12 protein-coding genes are annotated in these 13,296 nt (G+C 45.1%); 9 read left to right on the forward strand and 3 right to left on the reverse strand.

Annotation, left to right across the window (positions count from 1 at the left end):
• The first annotated feature begins 7 nt into the window (after window positions 1–7).
• The 7 genes from TWT_RS00430 (at window position 8) to purH (ending at window position 8,348) form a co-directional block, all read left to right on the forward strand.
• Complete coding sequence (locus TWT_RS00430; RefSeq protein ID WP_011096054.1) at window positions 8–445, forward strand: DUF3817 domain-containing protein; 438 nt, start codon at window positions 8–10, stop codon at window positions 443–445.
• Window positions 442–1,953, forward strand: coding sequence for a glutamine-hydrolyzing GMP synthase (gene guaA, locus TWT_RS00435; protein ID WP_011102330.1), 1,512 nt, complete (start codon window positions 442–444; stop codon window positions 1,951–1,953). Before TWT_RS00430 ends, guaA begins: the two co-directional genes overlap by 4 nt.
• 104 nt (window positions 1,954–2,057) lie before the next feature.
• Window positions 2,058–4,289 carry an ATP-dependent helicase gene (locus TWT_RS00440; protein ID WP_011102331.1) on the forward strand — a complete coding sequence of 744 codons (2,232 nt, stop codon included), beginning with the start codon at window positions 2,058–2,060 and terminating at the stop codon, window positions 4,287–4,289.
• Window positions 4,290–4,310: 21 nt separating this feature from the next.
• Window positions 4,311–4,559 carry a hypothetical protein gene (locus TWT_RS00445; protein ID WP_011102332.1) on the forward strand — a complete coding sequence of 83 codons (249 nt, stop codon included), beginning with the start codon at window positions 4,311–4,313 and terminating at the stop codon, window positions 4,557–4,559.
• Window positions 4,556–6,040, forward strand: a complete 1,485-nt coding sequence (locus tag TWT_RS00450) for a cell division protein PerM (protein WP_011102333.1) — start codon at window positions 4,556–4,558, stop codon at window positions 6,038–6,040. Before TWT_RS00445 ends, TWT_RS00450 begins: the two co-directional genes overlap by 4 nt.
• 1 nt (window position 6,041) lies before the next feature.
• Complete coding sequence (gene purN, locus TWT_RS00455; RefSeq protein ID WP_011096058.1) at window positions 6,042–6,680, forward strand: phosphoribosylglycinamide formyltransferase; 639 nt, start codon at window positions 6,042–6,044, stop codon at window positions 6,678–6,680.
• Between the two features lie 39 nt (window positions 6,681–6,719).
• Window positions 6,720–8,348, forward strand: a complete 1,629-nt coding sequence (gene purH, locus TWT_RS00460) for a bifunctional phosphoribosylaminoimidazolecarboxamide formyltransferase/IMP cyclohydrolase (RefSeq protein ID WP_011096059.1) — start codon at window positions 6,720–6,722, stop codon at window positions 8,346–8,348.
• 87 nt (window positions 8,349–8,435) lie between these two features.
• On the opposite strand, the gene TWT_RS00465 is transcribed toward purH, so the two are convergent.
• Window positions 8,436–8,768, reverse strand: coding sequence for a hypothetical protein (locus TWT_RS00465; protein WP_230440408.1), 333 nt, complete (start codon window positions 8,766–8,768; stop codon window positions 8,436–8,438).
• A gap of 41 nt (window positions 8,769–8,809) precedes the next feature.
• Here TWT_RS00465 and TWT_RS00470 point away from each other — a divergent pair, with 41 nt between their 5' ends.
• Entirely contained in the window at window positions 8,810–9,937 is a 1,128-nt protein-coding gene (locus TWT_RS00470; RefSeq protein ID WP_230453566.1) for an MFS transporter, read from the forward strand.
• Here TWT_RS00470 and truB read toward each other — a convergent pair.
• Complete coding sequence (gene truB, locus TWT_RS04550) at window positions 9,838–10,926, reverse strand: tRNA pseudouridine(55) synthase TruB (protein ID WP_230440409.1); 1,089 nt, start codon at window positions 10,924–10,926, stop codon at window positions 9,838–9,840. The two genes, TWT_RS00470 and truB, sit on opposite strands and share 100 nt — an antisense overlap.
• 92 nt (window positions 10,927–11,018) lie before the next feature.
• Here truB and TWT_RS00480 point away from each other — a divergent pair, with 92 nt between their 5' ends.
• Window positions 11,019–12,143 (forward strand): M50 family metallopeptidase, encoded by a 1,125-nt coding sequence (locus tag TWT_RS00480; protein WP_038103509.1) that lies wholly within the window; start codon window positions 11,019–11,021, stop codon window positions 12,141–12,143.
• A gap of 1 nt (window position 12,144) precedes the next feature.
• Here TWT_RS00480 and dxr read toward each other — a convergent pair whose 3' ends face one another.
• Window positions 12,145–13,251 carry a 1-deoxy-D-xylulose-5-phosphate reductoisomerase gene (dxr, locus tag TWT_RS00485; RefSeq protein ID WP_011102339.1) on the reverse strand — a complete coding sequence of 369 codons (1,107 nt, stop codon included), beginning with the start codon at window positions 13,249–13,251 and terminating at the stop codon, window positions 12,145–12,147.
• Between the last annotated feature and the right edge of the window lie 45 nt (window positions 13,252–13,296).

A 13,296-nucleotide genomic window follows, 5' to 3' on the forward strand; every position in this document is an offset into this window, starting at 1 on the left:
GTGCGCATTGCCTAAGGGTTCCTCTGAACAAGAGCCTGTACGTCAACCCGTCTGTCCGGGTGATAATTCCGTGCTCTCTGCCTTTAGGATGTATCGCGCTGCATCCAGCATAACTGGGGTGCTTCTAATCTTGGTCTGCGTTGAGATGTTCCTCAAATATATATTGGGAGTGCAGGTTTTTGCACTGACTGGTGGTGCTTTGGTCGAGCTCTATCATGTAGATGCCCCTGAGCCATCAGGGCTTAACTTATCCGTTATGACCCTGATATTCCATGGTTGGTTTTATGTTTTCTATTTGTGGTCTGATCTCTATCTCTGGAGTAAGGTCCGTTTTGGATTTGCACTATTTATCGTTATCGCTCTCGGCGGGGTTGTGCCTCTTATGAGTTTTGTGGTCGAGCGGTATGTTTACAAGAAACTTTCAAAACGGTTTGTGTCGACATGAGACCTGTTCTTGTTGTTGATTTTGGCTCTCAATATTCGCAGCTTGTAGTCCGTGCGATAAGAGAGTGCGGGTATTACGCAGAGTTTGCATCCCCGAGTATTTCTGCTGCTGAATGTCTTGCCTTGTCCCCGATTGCCATATTTCTCTCTGGAGGGCCTGCTAGCGCATACAAAGATAATGCCCCCAAGCTTGACGAAGAGATTCTTAATTGTGGCATTCCCGTTTTTGGCATTTGCTACGGCTTTCAACTGCTTGCACAGGCATTCGGTGGATCTGTCAAAAAAGCAAATGCTCCAGAATACGGCCCTGCGGATATAACAATTGTCAACAAGGCGTTTTTTTCTGGCCAACCCGACCGCCAGACAGTGTGGATGAGCCATGGTGATAGTGTTATACGCGCTCCCAAAAATTTTTGCATTCTTTCAACTTCTCAGGATGCTGTTCTTTCATTTTGCAACCGTGATAGAACAATTGCTGGTGTGCAATGGCACCCGGAAGTAAAGCACAGCCGGTTTGGTAAACACACAATAAAAGCCTTTTTATCAAGTTTTGCCGCGCCAAACTGGGATCCAGAACAGACAATTTGTGGGACAGTTGACAGTATCCGCAAAACTGTTGGTTGTAAGAGGGTTTTGTGTGCTCTTAGCGGAGGAGTTGACTCTGTCGTTGCCGCAACACTCACACACCGTGCGATAGGCGATAGGCTGCGATGTGTTTTTGTTGATCATGGCCTTCTTCGGTTGAATGAGAGGGAGCAGGTTGAGGAGTATTGTTCATCTCTTGGTCTTAATGTGTCTACTTATGATGCCTCAGATTGTTTTCTGAGCGCCCTTTCAGGGATACGTGATTCTGAGCAAAAGCGTAAGGTAATTGGTCGCGAGTTTATTGCCTGTTTTTCAAAATTGCAAGAGCGATTTGATATAAAGCCGCACTTTCTCTTACAGGGCACGCTTTATCCGGATCTCGTTGAATCCGGAGCAACCCCGGGTGGCGCGACTATAAAAAGTCATCATAATGTTGGTGGCTTGTCGGATAATCTTGGTTTTGAATTATTAGAACCGCTGAAGTATCTTTTCAAGGATGAAGTGCGAAAAATTGGCCTTCAACTCGGTATACCTAAGCACATAGTGCACAGACAGCCCTTCCCTGGCCCTGGCCTTGCTATAAGAATAATTGGTGAGGTTACAAACAAGAAGCTGTCTATTCTGCGTGCGGCCGATGCAATTGTCAGGCATGAGTTGCGAGACTGGACTGATATCTGGCAGTGCCCAGTTATCTTACTATCTGACGTGCAATCAGTAGGCGTTCGCGGAGATAGTAGATCATGCGGCTTTCCGATTGTTATCCGGCCCGTTTCGTCTGATGACGCAATGACCGCGGATTGGTACCGATTACCATACGATGTTCTTGCACGAATTTCTGGTCGTATAACAAACGAAATTCCTGAAATCGTGCGTGTTGTTCTTGATATCACACCCAAGCCCCCAGCAACGATAGAGTGGGAGTAGGGTATCTTACTGCTTGGACTTTGCGTCGATGCACTACTGAGCTTTGAGGCTACCGGGTTTACGGGGTATTCTAGACGCTGTGCGCTCTAGAGAGCGCAGCACTTATGACAATTCCGGCCGATTTACTCAAGGGTTTGAACCCCCAGCAGGTGGAGGGTGTCTGCTATAGGGGGCCAACCCTTCTTATTTCCGCTGGCGCCGGCAGTGGTAAGACTAAGGTGCTGACCCATAGGATTGCCGGATTTCTGGCAACAGGTGAAGCATCCTGTGACCAGATATTGGCGATTACATTCACAAATAAGGCTGCATCTGAAATGCGCCATCGCACCGGGGATCTTGTCGGATTATCCGTCAGAGATATGCAGATATCTACCTTCCATTCAGTCTGTGTGAGAATTCTTCGTGAATGTGTCGGGCATCTAGGCAAGGCAAAGAATTTCACGATATATGATGCTGCAGACCAGCGTGCGATTATCAAACAAATCTGTCAGTCTACGGATACTTTTGGACTAACGGCAAGCATGGTTGCCTCGCAAATAGGTCTGTTGAAAAACCAAATGCATACCCCAGACACCTATTCGCGCTGTCTTGCCTCAAATTCCACTAATGGCAATTCGGTAACTTCGATTACCTTACAGAGAGAACAGTTTATCCTGCACGTTTTTAGGCGCTACCAGGAGATTCTGAAAGAGGCAAATGCCTTTGACTTTGATGATCTTATTTCCGAAACAGTTTTTTTACTCCAGAAATCCCCGGAGATTTCTGCAATGTATAGAAACCGCTGGAAGTATCTTTTGGTAGACGAATATCAGGATACAAACCATGCCCAGTATAGGCTTATTCTTGAGCTGACAAAAGGTGATAAAAGCGACATGTCTCTGACAGCTGTCGGTGATTCAGATCAGAGCATATACGCTTTCCGGGGTGCTGATATTGCCAATATAGTGAATTTCGAAAACGATTTCCCGGACTGTCACACAATCTTATTGGAGCAGAATTACCGCTCTTGCCAGAATATTCTTTTAGCTGCCAATGCGCTTATTTCAAATAATCAGAATCGTAAGGATAAAAACCTGTGGAGCGAGCTAGGTGCCGGCGAGAAGGTTATTGCATACTGTGCATCTTCCGCAGAAGAAGAGGGGCGTTTTGTTGCAGATAGGGTGCGCCATCTGGTCGATCAAGGTGAGAGCTTGTCTGATATAGCGGTTTTTTACCGATCCAATACTCAGAGCAGAGTAATAGAAGAATCGCTCATCAGGCAATCAATTCCATACAGAGTTGTTGGCGGGACAAAATTTTATGAACGCGCTGAAATAAAAGATATTCTGGCGTATCTGACAGTAATTGTCAATCCAGACGATACGCTGGCTCTCAGGCGTATTCTAAATGTTCCAAAGCGTGGTGTCGGAACGGTATCAGAGAATAGGCTTGTTGAATTTGCCAGTGCTAGAGGCATAACACTTATGCAGGCACTTTCTCGCATTGATGAAATTAACATTCAGCCATCTGCCAAATCAGCCCTTCGGGATCTCTTTTACTTATTAAATCGCTTTGCCGGATCTAGTATGCCGGCCAATGAACTGCTCGACGACCTGCTAAAAGCTACAGACCTTCTAAGTCGATTCAACAACACTGATGATCCTCAAAATGAGGCTAGAAAGATCAATATTGGGGACTTTGTAGATTCGGTTGAGGATTTCGCAAAAGAAAACCCCGGAGGCACTCTATCTGACTTTATGACAAATATTGCACTTATGACATCCTACGATCAGTCTGATGACGCACCGGGCCAGATTACCCTCATGACCTTACATATGGCAAAGGGTCTTGAATTTGATTTTGTGTTTCTAACTGGTCTGGAAGAGGGTATCCTTCCTCACGAAATGTCTCTTAAAGAGAAGAATGGCATAGAAGAAGAGCGTAGACTTGCCTATGTTGGTATGACGCGCGCAAAAAAAGTTCTTCACCTTTCTTTTAGTAGCTACCGAAAACGATACACAGATGGGGTGCGCTTGCCGAGTCGTTTTTGGGATGAAATTCCTCAGCATCTCCTGCGGTGGCACAGTCGGTTTACACACAAGAGATTTACCGGTCCCCTGTACGGGTTTACAGCGCGTCCCGCAGGGGAGTCACGGCAATCAGTGCATGTTTTGAAAAACCGATACCCCCGTGAGAGTTTTTCTATTTCGGATAGTGTAAAGCATTCCGTTTTTGGTGTTGGAACGGTGGTTGATGTTCTTGGTTTGGGCCCAAAACAGATAATTGTTGTTGAATTTGCTGATAAACGCCGCAGTTTGCTCGCGAGTATTGCACCCATTGTAAAATGCAAACAATAGAATCAATAATTCTCCGTACAGTTGCATGGTGCGAATGGTCCAGATCGAAGTGAGATTTCTGCGCTACGCGGCAGTGTTCTTGTTAAGGATTTTCAGCCTGAAGGCCCCGAAGAGGCTATGCTAAGAAACCGGTTTTTGTTTGCCCCCATTGCGCCGCAGTCAGCACCGCAGTCAGTTATGTCATCGAGATACCCTGTGGGTTTTATTGCAGACCAGGGCGTAGAAAGCGGGACGGGGGTTCCCCAAAACTCGCTTGAGGCAAAGCTGTGAAAGTATTACCGCTACTCTTTGTAACTGCACTTGATGCATGCTTTGCTGTTGTAACACCGATCTTAATTCCCCTTGTGGTTCTGTTGGTAAGTTGGATCTTTTCAGATAATCTCTATGGTCCATTTTCATATCGCTTGGAAGGTGCGCTTGCAATATGGGGTGCAGGTTTTGGAGTTCCCGTTAGAGTTCTTCGCCCCCTTGAGTTTTCCGTCAGCGTTATTCCGTTGAGCATGACACTTGTCACGATGCTGATTTCCTTGCGCCTCGCAAGACGCTGTGTATTATTTGGGAGAAGGATTTTACTTTTTGTTATTGCATCCATTGCCTATGTCATAACCGCGATGGTGATTCTAAGCTTTGTTCATTGGGAACTTGTAACACTTGACCCAGTGAAAGTTATTTTTTTTGGACTCTTTCTTTATATATCTTTTGCGCTTTTAGCAAGTGAGATTCTCATAAACAGAAATCATTCCAGAATTGTCACCCCAATCATCCGGTTGCATGCACCGAAATGGCTCAGAGAGCTAGCGGGCCTTAGTATGCGCTGCGCAATTATGCTTCTTCTTTTGCAGCTGTCTCTTGCAAGCATGGTTTTTGCCGGTTTGCAGTTTTTGCATACTTTTGATACGGTGCAGATCTATAACAGTATGCATGCGGGAATAGTTGGTCTAATCAGTATTACCCTTTTACAACTCGCCTTCTTGCCAAACTTTTTGATATGGATAATCTCTTGGCAGGTGGGTGCTGGGTTTTATATTGGCGGTCTTCACTTTGGTGGTTTTTCAATTGACCATGGTGATTATTCCTTGCCACTGGTTCCAGTATTTGCCTCGCTGCCGGCACAAAATTTTCCTTTGATGGGAAATATTATCCTAACTACTGTTTGTGTTATTCCGGTTGGTATTTGGCTTATGAAAAACCGAAGCATATCTTTTAGTTTTGGCTGGAAGCTGGTTATTGGATTTTCTGGCGTTGTATTAGCAACTCTTAGTCTGGTTTTTCTGAGCTATCTGAGTGGGGGGTCAATTAGCCCTCGTCAATCAGTCGGGATTGATCTTTTGCTACTGTTCCTTCTCTCATTTGCAGATATTTTCTGCGGTGTTCTTGTTGGTGTTGTTATAGGAATAATTTTCAAGCCATACACAGCATATGAGAGGATTAAAACTCCACGGGTTTGGGAATACCTTGCCCATTTACCGTCGAGGGCTTCAAGCCTCCTGCCAATTTTTGGCCGCCCCAATGCAAACAAAGCGTCAGTAAGCAAGGCGTCAGTAAGCAAAACAACTGAATTGAATACAGGTAATACCCCCGAGACTTCAGGGCGGTCTGTGTTTACTGCAGTGTATTTCTGGCGAACAATTTGCAGGGTGTGTCATGTGAAAAGATTGTGGGGCAAACAATCAAAAGTAGACCCAGCGATCAAAGGTAAAAGTCGTAATAAACCCGGGCTTGGCGTTCCAAGAATGAAAGACCTTGAGTGATATGAAAACTGCTATGAGACTTATTGTTATGGTATCCGGGATTGGCTCAGGTCTCTTGCGTCTAATTCGAGCTTGCGAACAAAAGGAGCTCAAAGCTGAGATTGTTGCCGTTGGCTCTGACAGGCATGCTCCAGCACTTTCGCATGCCTCAGATTATGGAATTCCATTTTTTGTATCCCCATTCAAAGAATATTCCAATCGTGACGCATGGGGGGCGAATCTACTAAACACCGTCTTGGCTTACAAGCCTGATCTGGTCGTGTTGAGCGGATTTATGCGTATTCTGCCATCATGTGTTGTTGATGCTCTGTCACCTAATTTGATCAACACACATCCATCGTATTTACCTGAGTTTCCCGGAATGAATGCAGTCGAGGATGCGTTGCGGGCCGGTGTAAAAACAACCGGTGCAAGTGTTATCAGGGTGGACAATGGAATTGACACGGGCCCTGTTATATCTCAGATGAGGGTTAAAGTCTATTCCTCTGACACATGTCAGACTTTACATAGTCGCATAAAAAAGGTTGAGCATCTGCTTTTATGTCGGGCTATCAAAAATATATACACCGAGCAATTCATTCTAAAGAATCTTTTGCATAACAGCGTGAGGCGTCCCTCTGGTAAAACAGGAGATCGATGAACGGGTCGGTAAATTTTAGTGATAAGTAATGTTTAGAATATGACGACAAATATACGTATAAAAAGAGCTCTTATTTCAGTGAGTGATAAGTCAGGCCTTGCAGATCTAGCAGAAGCCCTCGCGGCGCATTCTGTCAAAATAGTGTCAACCGGCAGCACGGCAGAGTTCATACGCGGGGTGTCTATTCCCGTGCGCGATGTATCTGAGGTAACAGGGGTTGGGGAACTCTTGGATGGCCGCGTGAAAACCCTGCATCCCAAAATACATGCCCCGATTCTTGCTGACACAACTTCACAGATGCACCGCGCGCAGCTACAGCAGCTTGGCGTTGATGCTTTTGATCTTGTCGTGGTCAACCTGTATCCATTTTTTGAAATTTCCAAAAACTCTGAAGCAGAATTCTCTGATGTAATTGAGCAAATTGACATTGGTGGCTCTGCCCTAATAAGGGCTGCGGCAAAAAATCATACACGAGTTGTTGTTATTGTTGATCCAAGTGACTACATTCATGTGATTAACAGCCTTGAAAGGGGTGCCCCGTCCCGCCTGCGCCACCAACTCGCTATAAAGGCGTATTCACACACTTCCGAATATGATCTTCATATTTCCAGATGGCTTTCCGAGCGGTTTTACAAACATACTCTTTATTCTTCGAGTGATTCTGTAGGTGATGTTTGTGATAACAATCTCGATTCCAATGATCATTTTGTTGAACTGCGTGGCAAAAAACTGGGTGATCTGCGCTACGGCGAAAACAGTCATCAGAAGGCTTCCCTATACCTGTCTTGCAAGGAGAGCGTTCCCCAATTGGGCTTGGCGAGTGCAGCTCTTCTTGGGGGCAAGCAGATGTCGTACAACAATTATCTTGACGCAGATGTTGCCTCAAGAATTGTCAACAGCTTTGATCTGCCAACAGTATCGTTTGTAAAGCACGGTAACCCTTGTGGAATTGCCTCAAATATTGAGGTTGCTATTGCATGCAGAAATGCTCATGAGTGTGACCCAACTTCAGCCTTTGGCGGTGTTGTCGCTGTCAATAGGGAAGTTACCCTTGACGTTGCAACTCATCTTTTGCCGATTTTTATAGAGGTAGTTGTGGCGCCCGGTTATGACCCACAAGCACTACAGCTTTTGCTAAAAAAGAAGAATCTGAGGGTTGTAGAGCTTCCTGAGTGCGCTTCGTATCCGCAAGATCAGTTGCGGCAAATCTCCGGTGGATTTCTGGTGCAGGACGCAGACAAATTTGACCATCACGACACATTTTCCAGCTGGACTCAGGTGTCTGGCCCACGTATTTTTATGGATGCCGGAGCTGATAACGAGACGCTAATGGATTTGGAATTTGCCTGGAAATCCTGTGCGTTTGTTAAATCCAATGCGATTCTTCTGGCAAAAAACATGGCATCGGTTGGAATAGGAATGGGGCAGGTAAATAGACTAGATGCGTGTTACCTGGCTGTAAATCGTGCGGGATCCAGATCCCTGGGTGCAGTCGCCGCATCTGATGCATTTTTTCCCTTTTCTGATGGCCTGGATGTGCTAATAAATTCCGGAGTAAAGGCTATTGTGCAGCCGGGCGGGTCTGTTCGTGATAATGCTGTTATAGCTGCTGCTCAACAGGCGGGTGTCACCATGTTTTTTACCGGAAAGAGGCATTTTGCGCATTGAATGTTTTGCCCCACAGTGTTTCTCTGGACCATTTCTCTGGACCATTTCTGAAGACAAAAACATGCAACGTGCCCCTTATTTAGTAGCTTAATCAAGCAAGACAAGCACAAAACCGATCAACGATGCTAATACAAGATGTGCAACGGCAAGACCAATAGACCGAAAATCTATTAGACTTAGAGCTGCAAGCAGTGAAACCACGAGATACATGATTGAGCGAAGGTATATACTTGCTGAAATTGCCGGAGATGTCGATAAGATACACGCCCACCCCAGACCCAGGACAATCGGCAGCACAACACCAAATATTGCGTTCACGGGCCAGGTGACTGAGGATAAACACCAAACTTCAAGGATTGTCGCAGACAGAACAAAACTCAGATCTCGTGCTAGCAGAAATACTGCAAGTTTTTTATTCATTGACTTCATACTCGCTTAAACGAGGATAGACGATTTTGCTGTTGTTGCTTGTTTTGTCCGCAGGGGTTTTTCTGTCGGTAGTCGGAGAAATGATCCCCGCTTCAGCCATAAAGTATATGGCTGAAGATCTGAATGTTAGCCTCGGAAAAATTGGGTTTTTGATAACATTGTTTTCCTTTGCTGTAATTCTGACAGCCCCCATTCTTACTATTATCACTAGGGGCATAAGTCGCAGATCTCTTATGACGACAGTCATTATTTTTCTGGGCCTCTTTCATGCAAGCGCTGCGCTTTTTACCGGATATGAGATGGTGGCAGTGGTTCGCTTTCTGACAGGTGCTGTTCACGGTATGTTTTGGACACTTGTCGGAAGTATAGTTGGCCAGCTATACGCGCCACACAGTCTCGCAAGAGCGATGTCGATTGTTCTTGGAGGTGGCACTGTGTCTTATGTTATTGGCCTTCCGTTGTCAAACTTTTTTGCATTTCAGTTTGGCTGGAAGTCAGTGGTGATTGTCCTGGGTATTATGTTTGTTCTATTGGGCTTGTTATTCAACTTTACGCTGAAAGTTCCCCTACATTCGGCCAGAATGGGTCCTGCCAAAAATAGGAATGTTTTTAAAAGTAAATGGATGCCGATTTGTATTTTGAGTGCCTCAGTTTTACTTGGGCAGTTTATTTTTTCAAGTTATGTTCCTGCGTTTTTGTCAAAGCGATATTCGCCAGAGTTTGTTAGTATTCTCCTATTTGTATACGGATTTTGTGGATGTATTGGCAATGTTCTGGCAGGCGTTTTTAAACCCACTCGTAGGCGATTTATGGTTATCATCGCTACATCATTGATTTGTATTTTGCTTTTCTCGTTTATGGATAACGCAATTGGGCTTGCTGCGTATGCTATTTGGGGTGCCATGTTTGGTGCAGTCCCGGTATTGTTGACTGTCTTTTTGCTGAGTAATACAAGCGATAATAATCGTGATATCGCCAACGCTTATTACACTATGAGTTTCAACATCGGGATAGGTTTGGGTGCACTATTCGGCGGGCTTTTTCTCGATGGATTTGGGTTTTATGTGCTTCCACTTGCGTCTTGTGCCGCATTACTGTTGAGTTTTCTGTTATCACTGAGAACTGTTTCAGGGCGCCATAATCCTGCTGATACCGGCTGAATAACCGCAATTAAATTTTCTTTACAAACTGCACACACCGGGCCTTTTGAGTCGATTCCAAGAGATATATATCGCCCGCAACTTAGGTCATCTGCCTGTTTTTGACTAACTTCTATCGGTTTGTAAATTCTTGATAATGCCTGGAGGGCTGTGAGGCGAGTGAATGACAGTGTATCACCTTGTGTATAGTGCACTTCACGAAGCGCTGTGCATGTATCTTTAATTCCAAGCTCAGTACAATTAATTCCAGGCTCAGTACAATCGTGCTTATCACTCTCGGAGATGGCCATGTTGTCAGTTAATCCTTGCGTATTACCACTAGGCGTTCGCTCAGACATGGTGGCTTCCTTTTTGTTTATTTCCCGATATATTTCATGCAAATGAAATGGCCCTATGCTGAGGCGTTTTAGGTATGATAAGTGCCCGCCAACACCCAGGAATTTTCCCATATCCCGGGCCAATGCCCTAACGTATGTACCAGATGAACAGGTAATCTGCACATGAACTTGGTTATTTTCAAAATCTCCGAGAAATTTCCAATGCACCCGCACCTCTCGTGCATTGAGCTTTGGGATAATCCCCTGACGCGCTAGATTGTACGCTCTATTTCCAGAGACCTTTATTGCGCTGTATGCGCTCGGGATTTGTTTGATTGTTCCGCTTAATTTCTCCGCAGCCCTCCCTATGCTCTCGAGTGTAATTTTGTCAAGGGATGGCTTTGGTGCACTGTATATAATCTCACCTTCTGAATCATCAGTTGTTGTTTGTGTGCCCAGCGTTATTGTTGCAATATACCGCTTATCAAGATTGGACATATATCTTATAAGTCTTGTTGCAGTTCCGCATCCCATTATCAAAAGACCACACGCTGCCGGATCGAGGGTTCCGCAATGCCCGATTTTTTTTATTCCTGTGAGGTGCCTTATTTTTGCAACAGCTGTGTGACTTGTAATGCCGCTTATTTTGTCTACCAGAAGAACCTGCGTCATAGCGAACAGTATATACATCTCAGAACGTTCAACTTTACCTAACATAGGCCAAATGAGTCTGGTATCATTTCCTCGATCAAGAAGGGGGTTTGATGTTTTTTCTTGGTGTCCTGATCATTCTTGTTTTTGTGTATATTGCAGTTGCCCTGCATGAACTTGGACACATGCTACCGGCAAAGTATTTCGGTGTGCCGGTGCAGAAATATGCAATTGGATTTGGACCATCTCTTTTCAGTTTTAAGAAGCGCGAGACTTCATATTCTTTCAATCTTCTACCATTGGGTGGGTATGTTCAGCTGGAGGGTATGCTGCCTCCATCTGAAAACCCTCGACGTTGGTTTAAAAAACTTATGAAATTTGCCGAATCTGATAGCCCACGGGCGTTTTGGCGCTTGCCTGCTTGGAAAAAAATAATAGTTATGTTTTCTGGTCCGTTTGTAAATCTTATTCTCGCGACATTGGGGTATGTATTCGTTCTATCTGTTCTGGGCCTCCCTGTTATAAAACCGGTGATTCACGAGGTTATTGCGAACACTCCGGCTGCTTCTGCCGGAATTCTTCCGGGTGATGAAATTATTGCAATAAACGACACAGCAATCAGCTCACCGGGTCAGATTAGGGGTCTCATACAAGACAAGGATCTTGTTACGCTATCGCTTCTCAAAGATGGCGGCACCCGTATTGTTTCACTGCGACCTTTGAATGGTTCAATTGGTGTGAAGTTTTCGACGGTGAATGAAAGGCAGTCAATTTTTGATGCTTTGTCAAGTATGGTAAAAGATACCGTTGGCGTGACAAAATCTCTTATCGCTCTGCCATATAACCTGTTTACGGGCCTTGCCGATACATTACATCAGAGAAAAGATGGTGTGGTTGGCCTTATTGGTGCGGCTAGAATCTCGGGTGATATTGTATCCGCACCCAGCATTTCATTGTATGACAAGTTGCGGAGCATGATCTGGATTTTTGCCTCATTGAATCTTGCGTTATTTGTTTTCAACATGATTCCTCTTTTACCTTTTGACGGTGGGTATATTGCTGCTGCTGTTTTTGAGGGCGCGCGTTCACGCGTGCTTCTTGCGTTCAGAAAAAATGACTACGCTCCAGTCAATATCTCATATTTGTTACCTGTTACACTGCTTGTAACAGCCGCGATTATTGTGATGAGTATTATGCTCGCCTGGATAGATATAGTAAACCCGCTTCGTCTTGGTTAGCTCAGTCAGCGCTCATATTCTCTATAACTGTTTTGGCTAGCTCTCTGGTCCGGGCATCCTCTTCTAAAATGACCTCAATTGGATTTTTCGCCGACTCGCGGTTCGTATGTTGTTTTGTATAGAGGTTAAAAACCGTTTCTGTTACATGGATTATCCTTGCAAAGGATATTTTGCCAGCCATAAATGCCTCTACTGCACATTCATTGCTGGCGTTCAGGACAGCGGGATAAACCCCTCCGGCTTCACCGGCTCGCCGTGCGAGATTGATACTCCTCATTGAGTTTTCTGTTGGTGGCAGGAAGTCCCACCTCTGCCTTGCACCCCACTCAAGTGGTCTAACCGCATTTAAAGCTCGGTTAGGCCAACTCAGGGCATACCCTATTGGCAGGGTCATATCTGCAACAGAGGCCTGTGCAATAACAGATCCGTCTTTATACTCGACCATTGAATGAACAATTGATTGTGGGTGAATCACAACATCGATTTGCGAGTACGGAATACCAAATAGTAGATGCGCTTCAATAATCTCAAGACCCTTATTGAACATTGTTGCGGAATTTATACTTATCATGGGTCCCATATTCCATGTGGGATGGTCTAGGGCATCTTTAAGAGTTATACCCTCCAGGCTTTCCCTGTCATAAAAAGGCCCACCCGAAGCTGTCAGGATGAGCTTATTTACCTCGGAGAATTTTCCGGACTTCATGGCCTGCGCTATCGCAGAATGCTCTGAATCAACCGGCGTTATTTGACCTTTGAAGGTTGTCATGTCTAGGAAATATTTCCCGCCCATAATCAATGATTCTTTGTTCGCCAGCGCAAGCCGTTTGCCGGTCTTGAGCGTAGCGTATGTAGATAATAATCCAGCCGCGCCGGTTATGGCGTTTAGCACAACATCCGCCTCGGTAGCTTCTATAAGCTCTGCCGCTTCGCTCGCACCCTGTGCTGTGTTTTTCGTGCCAAGTACTTGCGCTTGCTCTCGAAGAAGACTTGTTTGCGTGCTAGCAGCGAGCCCTACAACCAGAAAACTATCGCGATTTTTTAAGATAAAGTCAATCGCTTGTGTTCCTATAGATCCGGTTGAGCCAACAATTATTACCCTCTGCACACTTGAAACTCTAGTACAATTTTCGTATCCGCATAAGACTTGTTA

The organism is Tropheryma whipplei str. Twist, assembly GCF_000007485.1.
GTDB lineage: Bacteria > Actinomycetota > Actinomycetes > Actinomycetales > Microbacteriaceae > Tropheryma > Tropheryma whipplei.